Genomic DNA, 19,078 nt, shown 5'->3' on the forward strand with positions numbered 1-19,078 from the left:
CACGTCTGCCATCTCGCCTCTGCCGTCTCGCTTCTCCCCCGCCGCCGACAGGACTCTGGAGTACGGACCCCCATGAACAGCGGGCGCATGCTTCCCGAAGACCGCCGCCGCAAGCCCACCCCCTGGACCGCCCGGCTGATCCGGGATGACGGGCTTGTCGCGACGCCGCCGCCGGCCTGGCTGCCGCCGTTCTACGACCTGTTCCATGCCAAGGTCACGGACCCCGCCTATCCCTGCTTCTTCGGCACGCTGGCCGAGCGCAAGGGAGAGATGTTCTACGCCTGGGTCGACCGGGCGGACGATCTTTCGGGCGTGCCGGCGGCGATGGCGACCTTCCTCAGGCTTGCCGCCGAGCGGCCGGAGGAGAAGAACAACTTTGCGCTGTTCTTCCCACCGGAGCCTGAACCACTCTCCCATTCCGCCTATCGCGACCGGTTCTGGCGGGTGCTTCAGCATCTGCATGACCATGACCCGGCGCCCACCTTCGAAACGCTGGAAACCGAGCCCGAGGATGCCGCCTGGGAATTCGGCTTCGGCGGCGAGCAGATGTTCGCGGTCGGCTGCGCGCCGTCCTACAAGGCGCGCGACAGCCGCAATCTGGGGCCGGGCATGGTGATCCTGTTCCAGCCGCGCAGCGTGTTCATCGACACCATCACCAAGCGCGAGATCGGGGCCGAGGCGCGGGCGGTGGTGCGCAAGCGCCTGCTGGCCTGGGATGGCCAGCCCGTCCATCCCGATCTCGGCGTCTATGGCGACACCGACAACCGGGAGTGGAAGCAGTATTTCCTGGCCGACGGCAACGACCCGGAAGCCGGGCGCTGCCCCTTCCTGGTCCGCCGCGACCGCAGCTTCGCCGACACGCTCACCGCCCTGCTGGTCGGCCGCGGCCGCCATCAGGCCGACCTGCCGGCCATCGCCGCCCCGGCCGACGGGGCAGGGGACCATGCCGCGACCGGACGCCATCTGACCTATGGCGCGCTGGACGCCCGCGCCCGCGACCTCGCGGCCCGGCTCGCCGACCATGCCCGCCCGGGCGACCGGGTGATGCTGGTTCTGCCGGCGGGGCCCGATTATGTCGCCGGCCTTTTCGCCTGCCTCTATGCCGGCCTGATTGCCGTGCCCGCGGGGGCAGGGCAGGGGGCCGATCCGGCACGGCTGCAGGCGATCCGCGCCGATGCCGCCCCCCGTATCCTGTTGACGAACAAGGGCTCTGAATCGATTATGGCCAATATGGCCATAAAAGGTGATGAAACAGTCATCTATACTGATACAGCCTCCGACGCGGCCCCGCGAAGCTTCGAACCTGTGGTTGCATCGCCGGAAAGCCCGGCCTTTTTGCTCTATGAACCCGGCCCGGCCGGATCCGGGCCGGGCGCCCGCCGGGGCGTGATGCACAGCCATGGCAGCGTCATGGCGGCACTGCTGGTCGCCCGCCGGCTGCTGGGGCTTGCCCGCGGCGATGTGGTGGTCAATGTGCTGCCGCCCGACCAGGCGGCGGGGCTGATCGGCGGGGTGCTGGCGGCGATCTTCGCCGGGGCGAAGCTGGTGATGGCGGACCCGGACCGGGTGCAGGCCGACCCCGTCCTCTGGCTGCGGGCGATCGCCTCCCAGAGTGGTGAAATTTCTGGCGGTACAATCTCCGGCGGTACCGATGCCCTCTGGCGGCGCTGCCTCGACCGGGTGCAGGCCGCCGATCTGGCCGGGCTGGACCTCTCGCGCTGGCGGGTCGCCTGGTGCGCCACCGGCACCCTGCCGGTCGAGGTGCTGACGGCCCTCCGCGACCGCCTCGCCCCGGCCGGCCTGGCCCCCACCGCCTTCCACCCCTGCCACGGCCTGGCCGAGGCCGGGCTGCTGATCGCGGGCGCGACACCCGGCGCCGGCGCCCGCATCGTCGATGCCCCCCGCAGCCATGCCCGCATCGGCACCGCCACGGCCGCCGCCCCGCGCCTGATCGCCTGCGGCCCGGCAGCGCCCGGCCACGAGATCGCCATCATCGACCCTGCCACCCGCCACCCTCTGCCGGCCGGCAGCATCGGCGAGATCTGGGCCCGCGGCCCGGCCGTCGCCCGCGGCTACTGGAACCGCCCTGACGCCACCGCCGCGACGTTCGATGCTCGCATTGCCGGTAGTGACGACCGCGAAAACACGCCGTGGTTGCGAACCGGCAGCCTCGGCGCCCTGATCGACGGCGATCTGGTGGTCTGCGATTCGGGGGAAGCTCCGGGTCTCGCCGCCGAGGCCAGCCTTCCCGCCACCGTCGGCCAGGAGGGGTTCTGGATCGACTGGCAGCTCGACCCGGCCGATGCCCGCTGGAACGTCTCCGCCCGTCTGCAGCTGGCCGGCGATGTGGCGCCCGAAGCCGTGCGGGCCGCGATGGCGGCCATGGTCGCCCGTCATGATGCGCTGCGCGTGCGTTTCGCGGAGGAGGGCGGCCGGCTTCGCCAGCTGATCGCGCCCGAGCCGGTGTTCGAGTGGCGGGCCGGTGCCGATGCCGATCCGGACGAGGCCGCCCGCCGGCCCTTCGATCTGGCCCGCGGGCCGCTGCTTCGTGCCGATCTGGTACCCGACGGTCCCGGCCGGCAGGTGCTTCAGGTCGTCGTCCACCATGCCGTCACCGACGGCTGGTCGGCCGGCATCATGCTCCGCGATCTGATGCTGGCACTGGCCGGCCGGCGGCTGCGTCCGGCGCCGGATTATGCTGCGGCGATCCGGTCGGTGGCGCTCGATCCCGATCACCTTGCCCATGAGATCGCCTGGTGGCGGGACCGGCTGGCCGGAGAGACCCCTGAGCTTCACCTCCCCCGGCGTGCGGGTGCAACGCCGGGTGGTCCGGGGCGGCGCGTGTCGCGCATGGTGTCCGCGACGCTCGCCGCCCGTCTGGCCGAGGCCGGCCGGGCCCGGGGTGCCACCCGGGCAATGATGCTGCTGGCGGGCTTCGCCGCACTGCTCCACCGCCATGGCGGCACCGCGGCCACCCGCATCGGCATCGCGCGGGCAGGGCGGGGCGCCGCCGCTTCGCGTCATGTGGTGGGTTTCTTCGTCAACACCCTGGTTCTGCACACGGATATTCCCGCGGGCCTCGATGCCGCCGGGCTGATCGAGCGGGTGCGCGACGGGCTGCGCGAGGCGGAAGCCCATGGCGATCTGCCCTTCCCGCGGCTGGTGGCGGCGCTGCGGCCCGACCGGCGGACCGGCCGCAACCCCCTGGTCAGGGTGATGTTCAACCATCAGCCCGGCCGGCTGGATCGCCGCCTTGCCGACGGCCCCGCCGCGCTGGCCGGCATCGAGCTGGACCCGGGCACGGCCGAGATCGAACTGTCGCTGGGCGTCAGCGAAACCGCCGACGGTCTCGCCATCGCCTTCGACCATGCCGCCGCCGCCTTCGCCGCCGAAGACGTCGAGCGCCTGGCCGACGACTATCTGGCGATCCTGGAGGCCCTGGCGACCGACCCCGCGCAGAAGCTCGGCGCCCTGCCGGTCAGCCTGCCGGCACCGCAGCCGGCGGTGGCGCCTGCCTTCCGATCCGCCGCCGCCCGCATCGCGGCGCAGGCCGCCGCCGACCCCGCCGCCCGGGCGCTGATCGTCGAAGGCCAAAGCTGGAGCCGCGGCCGTCTCGCCCGCTGGTCCGACCGCATCGCCCGCGACCTGCTCGATGCCGGCCTCGCCCCCGAAGAGCGGGTCGGGCTCGATCTGCCGCGCGGTGCGGCGATGGTCACCGGGTTTCTCGGCATCCTGAAGGCCGGCGGCGCGGTGGTGCCGCTCGATCCCGCCCTGCCGGCCGCGCGCCGGGCGCTGATCCTGGCCGATGCCGGCGTGCGCCGTGTCCTGACCGACGCGGCCGAGCCCGAGGGTGCGGATGTGGCGCCGGTTCTGGAACCCGTCGATCCGGGCCAGATCGCCTATGTGATCCACACCTCCGGCTCCACGGGCATGCCCAAGGGCGTCGCCATCCCGCAGGATGCCCTCTCGGCCCATCTCGACGACTACACCGCCCGCTATGGCCTGACCGATGCCGATCGCGTGCTGCAATTCTCGACCCTCGGCTTCGATGCCGCCTTCGAGCAGCTGCTGCCCGTGCTCGCCGCGGGCGGCACCGCCGTGCTGCGCGGCCCCGAGATCTGGGACCATGCCACGCTGAACGCCCGGCTTGCGGCCGATCGTGTGACGCTCGCCTATCTGCCGACCGGCTATTGGCGCCGCTGGCTCGACGATCTGCCGGCGTCGCTCCCCTGCCTGCGGCTCATGGTCGTGGGTGCGGAGGCGCTGGGCGGCGATGCCGTCGGCCTCTGGCGCGCCGGCCCGCTCGGCCATGTGGCCCTGCGCAACAGCTATGGCCCGACCGAGGCCACCATCACCGCCACCGATCACGAAACCGGCCCGACCGACATCCCGTCGCCCCAGGTCGCCATCGGCCGTCCCTGGCCTTCGCGTCTGGCCGTGGTGCTGGATGCTCATGGCAATCCGGTTCCGGTCGGCGGTGTCGGCGAACTCTGCCTGGGCGGTGTGGCGCTCGCCCGCGGCTATCTGAACCGCCCGGGCCTCACCGCCGAACGGTTCGTGCCGGCCGCGGGCGGCGGGCGGCTCTATCGCACCGGCGATCTGGTGCGGCCGCGCGCCGATGGCACGCTCGATTTCCTCGGCCGCGCCGACAGCCAGATCAAGCTCCGCGGCTATCGGATCGAGCCGGGCGAGGTGGAGGCCGCCCTCCGCCGTCAGCCCGGCGTGCGCGATGCCGTGGTCGGGCTGATGGCTGGCCGTCTGGTCGCCCATGTGGCGGGCACGGCCGATCCGGCAGCGCTCACCACCGCCCTCGGCGCCGATCTGCCCGGCTGGATGGTGCCCCAGGCGATCCTGGTGCTCGATGCCCTGCCGCTGACCCCGGCCGGCAAGATCGACCGCCGGGCGCTGCCGTCACCCACACTCGCAGAAGTTGCGGGTGAGGAAGCAAGAACCACTAACGAGACGCTCCTGCTGACCATCGCCCGCGCGCTGCTCGGCCGCAGCGATCTGGGCGTCACCGATGATCTGTTCGCGGCCGGGGCGGATTCGATCCTGGTGCTGCAGCTGGTCGCCCGCGCCCGGGCCGCCGGCCTCGTCCTCACGCCCCGCGCGGTGTTCGACTGGCCGCGCATCGACCGCCTGGCCGCCATGGCCGAGACCGGGGCCGCCCCGGCGCTTCTGCCGCCGCTGACCGGCACCGATCTGCCGCTCACTCCGATTCAAAGCCGTTTCGTCGCCCGCCATGCCGAACCGGTCAGCCCCTGGAACCAGGCAGTGCTGCTGGAGTTGGCGGACGACATGGGGGGCGACGACATCGGGGCGCCGGCCATCGCCACCGCCCTCGGCCGGCTGGTCGCCCTGCATGATGCGCTGCGCCTGCGGCTGCGGCGTGACGCGGACGGGGTCTGGCGCCAGTGGATTGCGGCGGAAGAGGGGGCGGAGCTGCTCGTCGCCCCCGCCGACCCGGCCGATCTTCATGCGATGGTCGATCCGGTTGATGGGCCGGTGCTGCGCGCCGCGCTGATCGCGGGCAGCCCCCGGCGGCTGATGATCACCATCCATCATCTGGCGGTCGACGGCGTTTCGTGGCGCATCCTGCTCGACGACCTCGCCACCCTGCTCGGCGGGGGCGAGCCGGCCCCGGCCACGACGCCCTGGAGCCGCTGGGTGGAGGCCCTGCCGGCCCGCGCCGCCGCGGTGCAGGACCAGGCCGATATCTGGCGCCGCCGTCTCGCCGGGGCTATCCCGACCTTCAGCCCGCACCGTGCCGGCCGCCGTCGGCGCGCGGAATTGATCGTCGATGCCGCCCAGGCCCGCGACGAGGTGCTGCTGGCGGCCCTCTCGCGCGCCCTCGGTCGCCCGGCGCTGGTCGAGATCGAAACCCATGGCCGTGATCTGGCGGGCCCCGACACGCCGCTCGACCGCACGGTCGGCTGGTTCACCGCCACACATCCGATGGTTGTCACTCCCCAGGATGACGACCGGGTTCTGGTTGCAGGTCTGCGCGCTGCCCGCATCGGTCTGCCGCCAGGCGGCGCGGCCCATGCCCTGGTCGACGGGCTGGACGACCTGCCGCGCCCCGATATCGCCGTCAACAATCTCGGCCGCTTCGCCGAAGGCGCGGGGCCGCTGCGCCTGGTCACCGACATGATCGGCGACCCCAGCGGCGGCCACGCCCCCGAACATGCCCTGGTGCTCGATGCCCTGACCATCGGTGACCGGCTGCATCTGCGTTTCGATGCCGATGAGGCGGCGCTCGACCTGGATCGATTTGCGGAACGCTTTGCCGCCGCCCTCGATGCGCTCGGCCGCGCGGGCCTGCCCGAAGACGCCTGGCCCGCCACGCCCATGCAGCAGGGCATGATCTTCCATGGCAGGCTGGCCCCTGCAGACGGGCTCTATGTCAACCAGCTCTGCCTCGACCTCGCCGGCCGGATCGATCCGGCCGCGCTTGAGGCGTCGTGGAACGCGGCCCTCGCCCGCCACCCCATCCTGCGCAGCCGCTTCGCCGAGACCGGGGACGGCAGCCTGATCCAAATCGTGGAACCGGAGGCGCGCCTTCGCCTGAACTGCATCGACGTCGATGCAGATGGATATTATATCGACGTCGATGCATCCGGTGACAGATACATCGACGTCGATGCATTCCTCCGGGCCGACGCCGCCCGCGGTATCGACACCGCCACCGCGCCGCTGATGCGTCTGACTCTGCTCCGCGGCGTCCGGGCCGACACGCTGGTCTGGACCTGCCATCACGCCATCACCGACGGCTGGAGTTCCGCCCGCCTGCTCGCCGAAATCGCCGGTCTCGCCGAGATCGCGGGCGCGGGGCAGGGCGGCAGCTATCGCGACTATGTCGTCTGGGCGGCCGGCCGGCCGGTGGATGCCGGCTGGTGGCGGGCGCGGGCGGCGGCGGTGACCGATCCGGTGCTGCTGCTGCCGGCGCTGGGCCGGCCCGAGGCCCCGGTGCCCGGTCGCGCCTGCCGGACCACCCGGCTCGATGCCGCCCGGACCGCCGCACTCAAATCTGCCGCCGCCGCGGCCGGCGTCACGCTCGCCACCCTGGTTCAGGGGGCCTGGGCGCTGACCCTCGCCCGGCTGGGCGGCCGCAACCAGGTCGCCTTCGGCGTCACCGTCTCGGGCCGCCCGGCCGATCTGCCGGGGGTGGAGGCGATCCAGGGCCCGTTCCTCGCCAGCCTGCCGGTCTGGGTCGACCTGCCCGGATCGGCGCCGCTCGCGCCCTGGCTGCGGGTTCTGCAATCCGAAACCGTCGACCTGGCCGGGCATGCCCATACCGGCCTGGCGGAGATCGGCCGCATCACCGGCCTGGGCGCCGAGGGGCTGTTCGACAGCCTGCTGGTGGTCGAGAACTACCCCCTCGACCCGCGCCTGATGGCCCGGGGCTTCGGCGCCCCGGTCACCGACGCCCGCATGGTCGAGCGCACCCACTTCCCCCTCGCCCTCGCCGTCATCCCCGAGGCTGGAAGGTCGGGGGAGGGCGAGTGCCTGGCCCTCCGCTTCGATCACGACGCCACCCGTCTCGACCACCTCACCATCGCCGCTCTGGCCGAGGGGCTGGCCGATCTGCTGGGGCAGCTGGCGGCGGATATTAACCAGGATCTGGGCAATATCGCGCTGGCCCTGCCGGGTGGCGATGCCGGTGGGCAACGGGACGGGGCAGGCGATGCCGCCACCCCCTTCACCCCCGTCCTCACCCCCATCTCCGCGCATGCCGCGGCCGATCCCGACCGGCCGGCGGTCACCATGGGCGACGACCGGCTGACCCGCGGCGCGCTGGACCGGCTGTCAAACCGCATCGCCCGCCATCTCGCCCGCGCGGGCGTCGCCACCGACCGGCTGGTCGGCCTCTGCCTCGACCGCTCGCCGGCGCTGGTGGCCGGCGCGCTCGGCATTCTGAAGGCCGGCGGTGCCTATGTGCCGCTCGATCCGGCCTATCCGGCCGAGCGGCTGGCCGGCATTCTCGACGATGCCGGCCTTCAGGTGGTCGTCACCGACCAGGCCACCGCCGATGCCCTGGCCGATCTCTTCGCCGGCCGGACCCTGGTCCTGGTCGATGCCGCGGACGAAGCCGACGACAGCCCGCTCAACACCCCCATCCACCCTGATCAGCTCGCCTATGTCATCTACACCTCCGGCTCCACCGGCCGGCCCAAGGGGGTGGGTGTCACCCATCGAAACCTTGCCCGGTTGCTGACCCGGACCAGCCATTGGTACGGCTTCGGGCCGGCCGACGTCTGGCCGCTCTTCCATTCCTTCGCCTTCGACGTGTCGGTCTGGGAAATCTTCGGCGCGCTCAGCACCGGCGGCCGGCTGGTGGTGGTGCCCTGGTGGACCGCCCGCGACGCCACCGCCTTCCACGGCCTGCTCAGGGCCGAGCGGGTCACCGTGCTCAACCAGACGCCCTCGGCCTTCCTGCCGCTGATGCAGGCCGACATGGCGGCCAGCGACAGGTTGACCGATCTCAGGGTGATCGTCTTTGCGGGCGAAAAGCTGGAACCGGCGGGGCTGGCCGACTGGCTGGCCTGGCGTGGCGACAGCGCGCCGGTGCTGGTCAACATGTACGGCATCACCGAGACCACGGTGCATGTTACGTATCGCGAAACCACCGCCGCCGATGCCACCCGCCAGCCGCCGCGCAGCCTGATCGGCGTGCCGATCCCCGATCTCAGCCTGCATGTGGTCGATGCCGATCTGAACCCGACCCCGGTCTTTGGCACCGGCGAATTGCTGGTCGGCGGGCCGGGCCTTGCCCGCGGCTATCTGGGCCGCCCGGCGCTGACGGCCGAGCGCTTCATCCCCGACCCCTTCGGCGCGCCGGGGGGCCGGCTCTACCGCTCGGGCGATCTGGTTCATCTGATGGCCGACGGCATGCTCGACTATGTCGGCCGCAACGATCTCCAGGTCAAGATCCGCGGCTTCCGCATTGAATTGGGCGAGATCAACGCCGCCCTGCTCACGGCGCCCGGCATTCGCGAGGCGGCGGCGCTGGCGGTGGATGACGGCGCGGGGGCGAAGCGGGTCCTCGCCTGGCTGGTCATGCAGCCGGGCGTCACCCTCGATGCGGCGGCGCTGCGCAGCCATCTGGCCGCGCGCCTGGCCCCGCACATGATCCCGGCCGGCTTCATCGCCCTCGACCGCATGCCGCTCACCGTCAACGGCAAGCTCGATCGCGCGCGCCTGCCGATGACCATCGCCCCCGAAGCGGGGTCGGACGACGGTCCGGGATACGAAAAGCCGGCCACGGCCACCGAGGCGGCACTGGCGCGGATCTGGGCCGGTGTGCTGGGCCTGGCGCGGCTGGGGCGCACCGAGGATCCGTTCCTGAACGGCGCCGATTCCCTGCTCGCCATGCGCACGCTGGCCCGCATCCGCAGCGAGTTGGGGGCCGATCCCGGCCTCAAGGCGCTGTTCGACCACCCGACGGTGGCGGAACTCGCGAAAATTGTTGATGCCGCCAAAGAACACGACCTTGAGGTGTTGCCTGCCCGTGCCGACACCAGCCGGGCACCGCTCGCCCCCGGTCAGGACGGGCTGTGGTTCCTCTGGCAGCTCGACCCGGCCAGCACCGCCTATACCGTCGCCGGCGCGCTGTCGCTGCGGGGGGCGGGCGCGGGGACCGTCGACGCCACCACCCTGCGCCGGGCAGTTGCCGATGTGGTCGCGCGCCACGAGGCGCTGCGGGTGCGCTTCGCCGAGACTCCGACCGGCCCCGTGCAGCTGATCGACCCCGCGCCGCGTTTCGTCTGGCAGGAGATCGACCTCACGGCCGCGCCCGAAACCCTGCCCGATCTGCTCGCCGGTTTCGCCGCCGAGCCCTTCGATCTCACCGCCGGCCCGCTGCTTCGTGCCCGGCTGGTCAGGCTTGCGCCCGACCATTGCGTGCTGGCGCTCGCCACCCATCACATCGTGGCCGATGGCTGGTCGATGACGGTTCTGGCGCGCGAGATTGCGGCCCTCTGTCAGGGCCGCCCGCTGCCGGTGCCGGTCTCGGGCTGGGGCGACTGGTCGGCATCCGCGCGCGCGGCGCTCGATCAGGGCCGTCTGGCCGATCAGATCGCCTGGTGGCAGGCTGAACTCGGCCGGGACCATCCGGTTCTGCGGCTGCCGGTCGACCGCCCCCGTAAGGGCGCCCGCAGCGATGCCGGCGGCCGGGTCGAACGCCGGCTCGATGCCGGGGCCATGGGCCGCATCCGTGCCGCCGGCCGCGGGGCCACGCTCTTCGTCACCCTGCTCGCCGCCTTCGATATCCTGCTGCACCGCCAGGGCGGCGATACCGACATCCGCATCGGCGTGCCCGTCGCCGGCCGCACCGGCCCGGGCACCGAGGACATGGTCGGCTTCTTCGTCAACACCCTGGTGTTGAAGGCCGAGATCACCGGCGGCATGCGCTTCGGCGATCTGGTCGATCAGCTCCGCCGTCGCAGTCTTGAGGCCTGGTCACGCCAGGATGTGCCTTTTGCCGTGCTGGTCGATCGGCTGGGTGCGGAGCGCAGTCTGGAACGCACGCCGCTGTTCCAGGTCATGTTCAACCTGCAGCAGCAGGACCCCGCCGCCGCGGCGCCGGGCGAGGGGATAGAGGTGGAGGTGGTCGAAAACCCGGTGGCCACCGCCCGTTTCGATCTGGTGCTGGATGTGGTGGAGCGGCCCGACGGGCTGCGGCTCGCCTTCGACTATGCCGCCGACATCTTCGACGCTGCCACCATTACGGGTCTGGCCGATCAATATCTCTACCTGCTGGAGCAGGTCACCAGCGGTGCCGATCCGCTGATCGCCGCCCTGGCCCTGCCGGCACCGCGCCCCGCCGCCCTGCCATCGGCCCCGATCCGGCAGCGCTTCGACCCGGTCGCGGACCGGATTCTCCGCCGGGCCGCCCGGGTTCCGGCCCGCGAGGCCGTGGCCTGCGAGGGCATAAGGGTTACTTATGGTGATCTGGACCGGCTGTCGAACCGCATCGCGGCGGCGCTGCTCGCGGCCGGGCTGCGGCCGGAAGAGCGGGTCGGCCTGCTGCTGACCCGCACGGCCGATCTGCCGGCGGCACTGGTCGGCGTGCTGCGCGCGGGCGGCGCCTTCGTGCCGCTCGACCCCGCCTATCCCGAAGACCGTCTGGCCGACATGGCCGCCGATGCCGGCATCCGCCTGGTGCTGGCCGATGCTGCAACCGAAGCGACGCTGCCGGGCCTGCTGGCCGGCCGGCAGGTCATCCGGCTCGACGCGCTCCCGACCGGGGGGCAGATGGCGCCCGTCCTCGTCCGGGTCCACCCCGATCAGCTGGCCTATGTGATCTACACCTCCGGCTCCACCGGCCGGCCCAAAGGTGTCGCCATTTCGCAGGATGCCTTCAGCCTGCATCTGGACGATTTCCTCGCCACCTACGGCATTGGCGACGGTGATGTGGTGCTGCAGCAGTCGACGCTCAATTTCGACGTTGCGCTTCACGAAATGCTGCCGGCGCTGATCATGGGCGGCCGCATCGTCATGCGTGGTCCCGCCATGTGGGATCTGGCCGCGCTCAGCCGGGTGCTGGCGGAAGAACGGGTCACCTTCTCGCGCATTCCCACCGCCTATTGGCAGCAATGGCTGCGCGATCCGCCGCGCGACCTGCCGCATCTGCGCCAGGTCACCGTCGGCGGCGAGGGCCTGCCCGGCGATGCGTTGCGCCGCTGGCAGGAAGGCCCCCTCGGCCATATCCGGCTCGACAACCTGTACGGCCCCACCGAAACCACCGTCGCCTGCATGCACCGCATCACGACCCCAGAGGATGCGGGTGCCCTGATCGTGCCGATCGGCACCGCCTATCCCGGCCGGACGGTCGCGATCATTGATGCGGACGGAAACCACGTACCTGTCGGGGGTTATGGCGAACTCTGCATCCAGGGTGACAGCCTGGCCCGCGGTTATCTCGGCCGTCCCGGCCAGACCGCCGAACGCTTCGTGCCCGACGAGCAGGCCTGCAGGCAGGGTGCCCCGGGCGCGCGTCTCTACCGCACCGGCGATCTATGCCGCATGCGCCGGGATGGCACGGTCGACTTCCTCGGCCGGCTCGACGCCCAGGTCAAGCTGCGCGGCTTCCGCATCGAGCCGGGCGAGATCGAGGCCGCGATGCGGGCCTGCCCGGGCGTGGAAGATGCCGTTGTCGCCCTGATCGGATCGGGCGAGGGGGCGCGGCTTGCCGGTTACGTCACCGGCACGGCCGAACCGGCCGTGGTGGCGGCCGCCCTTGGCCAGCGCCTGCCGGCCCATATGGTGCCGACCACCATCACCCCGCTTGCCGCCCTGCCGCTGATGCCCAATGGCAAGGTCGACCGCAAGGCCCTGCCGGTGCCCGAACTTGCCGCCGCGGGCGAGATCGTGGCGCCGGGCACCGATGCCGAGGCCGCCCTGCTCGATGTGTGGCGCGGCGTGCTGGGGCGTGAGGATTTCGGCGTCACCGACGGCTTCTTCGAACTCGGCGGCGACAGCATTCTCAGCCTTCAGGTCGTCGCCCGCGCCCGTGCCGCCGGCTGGGTGATCACGCCGACCCAGATCTTCACCCATCCGCGCATCGACCGCCTGGCCGCGGTGGCCACCCCGGCCGCCGCCCAGGATATTGCGGCCGAAATCACCGGCACGCCCCTGCCGCTCACCCCTATCCAGCGGGGCTTTTTCGACCGCCATCCCGATGGTCCGTCGCACTGGAACCAGGCGGTGCTGCTGATCCCCGACCCGTCGGTCACGGCCGAGGCGCTGGCCGCGGCACTCGCCGCCCTGGTCGCACGCCATGACGCGCTGCGCCTGCGTTTCGCGGTCGATGGGGACGGGGCCTGGACCCAACATGTTGCGCCCGCTGAAACAGTGGAGCTGCTGATCTGCCGCACCACCACCCGGGATGGCCTGGAAGACGCCTGCACCGATGTGCAAGCCAGTCTCGACATCCGGACTGGTCCCATGCTCCGCGCCGGCCTTTTCGAGCTGCCCGGCGGCGCGCGGCGCCTGCTGATCGCCATCCATCATCTGGCGGTCGACGGCGTCTCTTGGCGGATTCTGGGGGCTGATCTGGAGACGGCACTTTCGGGTGCACCGCTCGCCCCCGTGCCCATGCCCTGGAGCCGCTGGGTCTCCGACCGCGCCGCCCTGGCCGCAACCCCGGCACTCGCAGACCAGGCGGCCTGGTGGCGCCAGGCGGCAGAGGGCGCCGAACCCTGCTTCCCCGACCGCACGGGTCCCCGCGGCCTGACGCAGAGCTGGCAGGCCGACCCGGCGCTCACGGCGGCCCTGATCCACGACCTGCCCCGCCGCTATGGGCTGGGCGTCGAAGATCTGCTGACCACAACCCTCGCGCGCCTGCTCGCCACCACCACCGGCCGCACCCACATCGGGATCGATCTGGAAGGCCATGGCCGCGACACGGACGCCGCCGATGCCGGGCCTGCTGCCGACCTCTCCCGCACCATCGGCTGGTTCACCGCCCGCTATACCCTGGCGCTGCCGGGGGCGGGCGATACCGCCGACATCCTCGCCGCCACCCGCCAGACGCTGAAATCGGTGCCCCATGGCGGGCGCGACCGGGGCTGGATCACCGCCCTGGATGATCTGCCGCGGGCCGATGTCAGCCTCAACTATCTGGGCCGGGTCGATCTGGGCCTTGCCGGGAACGGTCGCGTCGCGCTCGCCCCGGAAGGCACCGGCCGGCGCGTGGCGCCGGGTACCGAGGGCAGCGGTCATGCGCTTGCCGCCGATGCGCTGATCCGCGACGGCCGGCTGGTGATCGACTGGCGGTCCGACGGTGCGCTTGCCGACGGCGCAGCGCTCCACAGCCTGGCCGAGCATTTCGGCACGCTGCTGGCCGGGCTGGTTGAAACCTGCCGCACCACGCCCCCGGTTCTGGTGCCGGCCGATGTGCCGCTGGCCGGGCTGGGCGCGGCGGCCCTGGCGCGGCTTGGGCTCAGCCTTGGCACGACCGAGGATGTCTACCCCGCAACCGGCTTGCAGGAAGGGCTTCTGCTTCATGCCGGTGAGGCCAATGACGGCCTGTATATCAACCAGTTGTACCTGGTTCTTGACCCTGAAACGGATATCGAGGCGCTGGTTCAGGCCTGGCGGGCCGCCATGCGCCGGCATGCGATCCTGCGCACCCGCTTCGCCTGGGATCATGGCGGCGCGGCGCTGCAGATCGTGATGCGCGATGCCGTGCTGCCGGTCGCGCGTCTCGATTGGCGGAACCTGGATGCCGCCGGTCACGACCGCCGCCTGGCCGCCTGGGCCGCCGAAGACCGTCGCCGCGGCATCGATCCCGCCGTGGCGCCGCTCGCCCGGTTGACCCTGATCGCACGCCCCGATGGCGGCCACGACCTGTTCTGGACCAGCCATCATGCCTTGAGCGACGGCTGGAGCCTGGCCCTGCTGATGGGCGAGATCGCCGCCGATTATGCCGCCCGCATCGATGGCACAGAGGCGGGTCTGCCGCCGGTCCGCCCCTGGCGCGACCATGTCGCCGCCACCCTGGATGCCGGCCGCCGCTTCGCCTCCTGGTGGCAGGCGGAAGCCGCGCGCCGGGACGATCCGGCCCGGCTGCTGCCGCTGTTGACCGCGCCCACCGTACCGGCCGGGGAGGCCGCCGCCGGGGCCTTCACCCGCCACACCCCGCTGGGTGAGGCCGCCACCGCGCGCCTCGCCGCCGCGGCGGCGCAGGCCGGCGTCACCCTCGCCACACTGGTCGAGGCCGCCTGGGCGCTGACCCTCGGCCGTCTCGGCCACCGGAACCAGGCGGTGTTCGGTGTCACCATGTCGGGCCGCGGCGGGGATCTGGCCGGCATCGACCGGATGATCGGCCTGTTCATCAACAGTCTGCCGCTCGTGGTGGATTTGCCCGGCGCGATGCCGGTCAACCAATGGCTGCAGAACATCCAGACCGCCGCCGCCAGCCTCCGCGCCGCCGAGGCAACACCGCTCGCCACCGTCCAGCGTCTCACCGGGCTGGCCGGCGATGCCCTGTTCGACAGCCTGCTGGTGTTCGAAAACTACCCCGTCGACGGCGCCCTGGCCGACAGCCGGCTGGGGCGGCTGGTGCGTCATGTGGCGATGGTCGAACGCACCCATTACGCGGCCACGCTCGCCGCCGTGCCGGGCAGCACGCTCGATCTGCGCTGGGGCTTCGACGGTGCCCGCGTTTCGCCATCCGATGCGGATCGCCTGGCCGCGCGCTTCCTCGACCTTCTGACCGCGCTGCCCGACCATCTCGACCGGCCGCTCGGCAGCCTCGCCTGGCCGGCCGATCCGGTGCCGCAGGCGGCGGCGCAGCCCTTCCGCGCCGTCACCGCCCGCCTCGCCGCCGCGGCGGCCGCACACCCCAATGCCATCGCCGTCACCTGCGAGGGCGTGTCGATCACCCATGCCGCGCTGGATCGCCATGCGAACCAGGTGGCGGGGCGGGTGGCAGATGCCGGCGGCACCCCCGACCTCACCGACACCCCCATCGGCCTCTGCGTCAGCCGCGGGCCGGCCCTGGTGGCCGGGCTGGTCGGCATTGTGAAGGCCGGTGCCGTGGCGGTGCCGCTGGATGGCGATCTGCCCGATGCGCGTCTGGCGCAGATCATCGCCGGGGCCGGCCTGTCGCTGGTCGTCGCCGATGCCGCCGGCCGCGATCGTCTCGCCGGCTTCGGCCTGACCATCATTTCCGCCGACGAGGGCGGCGACGCGGCACCGGCGGTCGATGCCGTCCGCCACCCCCAGGCGCTCGCCTATCTGCTCTACACCTCCGGATCGACCGGCACGCCCAAAGGTGTCGCCATTCCCCATGGTGCCCTGGCCGCGCATCTGGATGACCACGCGGCACGCTTCGGCCTCACCGCCGATGATCGCGTGCTGCAGTTCTCGACCCTCGCCTTCGATGCCGCCTTTGAACAGCTGCTGCCGATCCTGTCGCTGGGCGGCACGGTGGTGATGCGCGGCCCCGATCTTTGGGACTATGCCACGCTGAATCATCGGCTTGCCGCCGACCGCGTCACCGTGGCCTATCTGCCGACCGGCTATTGGCGGGGCTGGCTCGCCGCCCTGCCCGAGGTGGCGCCCGCATCTCTGCGCATGCTGGCGGTCGGCGCCGAAGCCCTGGGGGGAGCGGCGCTCGGGCGCTGGCGGGGCGGGCCGCTCGGCCATCTGCCGCTGCTCAACACCTATGGGCCGACCGAGGCCACCATCACCGCGACCTGCCATCTGACCGGGGCCGCCGACATCGCCGCCGCCCAGGTGCCGATCGGCCGGGCCTGGCCGTCGCGGCGGGTGCTGATCCTCGACACCCATGGCAACCCCGTGCCTGAAGGTGGCATCGGTGAGTTGTGCATCGGCGGCCCGGCACTCGCCCGCGGCTATATGGCCCGGCCCGGCCAGACCGCGGAGCGCTTCGTGCCCGATGCGACCGGCGGCCCGGGCGCGCGGCTCTATCGCACCGGCGATCTCTGCCGGCGCGAAGCCGGCGATGTGTTCCGCTATCTGGGACGCATCGACGATCAGGTGAAGCTCCGCGGCTATCGGATCGAACCGGCCGAGATCGAGGCCCGGATCCGCGCCGTGCCCGGCATCCGCGATGCCGCGGTCGGCGTGATCGGGCAGGGGGAGGCCGCGCGCCTCGTTGCCCATATCGTGGGCGAGGCCGGCCCCGAAACCGTGCGCGCCGCTCTTGCCCGCGACCTGCCGGGCTGGATGGTGCCGCAGGCGATCCTGCCGCTCGATGCCCTGCCGCTGACGCCTGCGGGCAAGCTCGACCGGCGCGCCCTGCCGGCCCCGGCGGCCGATCTTCCGACGCATCGGGCGCCCGAAAGCCCGGCCGAACGCATGATGGCCGGGCTCTGGTCGGCCGTGCTCGGCATTGAAAATCCCGGCGTCACCGACGACTGGTTCGCCCTCGGCGGCGATTCGATCCAAAGCCTGCAACTGGTCGCCCGCGCCCGCGCGGCGGGGCTGAAGCTCACCACCCGCCAGATCCTGGAACATCCACGCATCGCCGATCTGGCCCGGCTGGCCGTTCCGATCAGCGAAGCCAATGATCTCCCGGCGGCCCCGGCTACCGACCCCTTCGCGGCCGTCCGCCAGGTCTTCGCCGAGCTGGGCGAGCCTTTCGACGCGGTCGAAGACGTCTATCCCGCCACCCCGCTGCAACAGGGCCTGCTGTTCCACGCCCGCACCGGCGCCCGCGACGGGCTTTACGTCAACCAGCTGCGCATCACCATCGACGGCCCGGTCGACCGTACCGCGCTGGCCGATGCCTGGCAGGCGGCCGTCGCCCGCCATCCGATCCTGCGCACGCGTTTCGAATGGCGGCATGGCGGCGAGGCTTTGCAGGTCGTCCAGCGCAGCGCCACCGCCCTGGTGACCGAAGAGGATCACGGCCTCACTCACATCGCCGCGCATGATGCCCGGCTCAGGGCCTGGCGGGCGGAAGATCTGGCCCGCGGCTTCGATCTCACCCGTGCGCCGCTGGCCCGGCTCGCCATCCTGGCCCGCCCCGATGGCGGCAACGATTTGATCTGGACCGCCCATCACGTCATCACCGATGGCTGGAGCACCGCGCGTCTGCTGGCCGAAATCGCCACCGACTATGCCGCCCGCCAGGCCGGCGGTGCGGCCGATATTCCGGCGCCGCGGCCCTGGCGCGACTATGTCGCCTGGGCGGCCGCCCGCCCCGATGCGGCGGCGTGGTGGCAGGCGCAGGCGGCGCGGCTGGCCGATCCGGTGACGCTGGCGACCGCCTTCGGCGACGTCACCCCGGCCGAGCCGGATACAACCGATGATATCTCGATCAGCCTTGGAGACAATCTGTCGGACGCTCTGCGCCGTCTCGCCCGGCGGAATGGCGTGACGCTGGCCAGCGTGATGCAAGGCGCCTGGGCCCTGCTGCTGGCCCGCGCGGGCGGCGGCCGTCAGGCGCTGTTCGGCATCACCACCGCCGGCCGGCCGCCCGAACTCGACGGGGTCGAGGCCATGCAGGGGCCGTTCATCAACAGCCTGCCGCTGCTGGTCGACATCGCCCCGGGCCGGACGCTCGGCGCCTGGCTGCGCGATCTCCACGCGCTCGGCGGCGCGCTGCGCGAGGTTGAACACACCCCGCTTGCCCGGGTTCAGCGCTGGATGGGGCGGAGCGGCGACGCGCTGTTCGACAGCCTGCTGGTGTTCGAAAACTACCCCGCCGACCGCGCGCTGGGCGACACCGCCTTCGGCGGCCGCATCGCCGGGGTCGAGACCACCGAGCGCACCCATTACCCGCTGACACTCGCCATCGCGCCCGATGCCGCCATCACGCTGGGTTTCGGCTTCGATCCGGCACGGCTGCCCGCCGATCTGGTGGCACGTATCGCCGGCCTCTATCGCGACCTGCTCGCCCGCATGGCGGAAGCGCCCGACGATCTGGCGCTCGGCGCGCTCCGCCTCACCGATCAGGGCATGCCCGTGGTCAACGCCCCCGCAACCCCGGATGTCGTCACACGCATCGCCGCCCGCATCGCCGCCACCCCCACCGCCATCGCGCTCCGCGCGGGCGGGGAGGGCCGCGACTATGCCGCGCTCGGCCTCCAGGCCGGCGGGATCGCCCGGCGCCTGACCGGAGAGGCGGCCGTGCTGCCGCCCGACACCTCCATCGGTCTCTGCGTTGCCCGCGGGCCGGATCTCGCGGCCGGCTTCCTGGGCATTCTGGCGGCGGGCGGAGCGGTGCTGGCGCTTGATCCGGATCTGCCGGATGCCCGGCTGCGTCTCATGCTGGAAGATGCCGGCGTGACCCGGGTGGTGGTCGATGCCATGGGCCGCGCGCGCCTGGCCGGCTTCGCCCGCGATCTGACCCTGATCGATGTCGCGGGCGCGGGCGCGCCGCTGGCGGCGCCCCATCTCCACCCCGGCCAGATCGCCTACCTGATCTACACCTCGGGCTCCACCGGTCGGCCCAAGCCGGTTGCGGTTTCGCATGGCGCGCTTGCGGTCCATGTCGACGACTACATCGTCGAATATGGGCTGACCGCAGATGATCGCGTGCTTCAGGTCTCGACCTTCGGCTTCGATGCCGCGATCGAGCAGCTGCTGCCCGCGCTCACCAGTC

1 pseudogene is annotated in these 19,078 nt (G+C 72.2%); it reads left to right on the forward strand.

What is annotated here, in order from left to right:
- Nucleotides 1-87: 87 nt before the first annotated feature.
- Nucleotides 88-19,071: pseudogene (locus TMO_RS32385) on the forward strand (amino acid adenylation domain-containing protein); the annotation flags it as partial.
- Between the last annotated feature and the right edge of the window lie 7 nt (nucleotides 19,072-19,078).

This window comes from Tistrella mobilis KA081020-065 (assembly GCF_000264455.2).
In the GTDB taxonomy this organism is placed as follows: Bacteria; Pseudomonadota; Alphaproteobacteria; order Tistrellales; family Tistrellaceae; genus Tistrella; species Tistrella mobilis.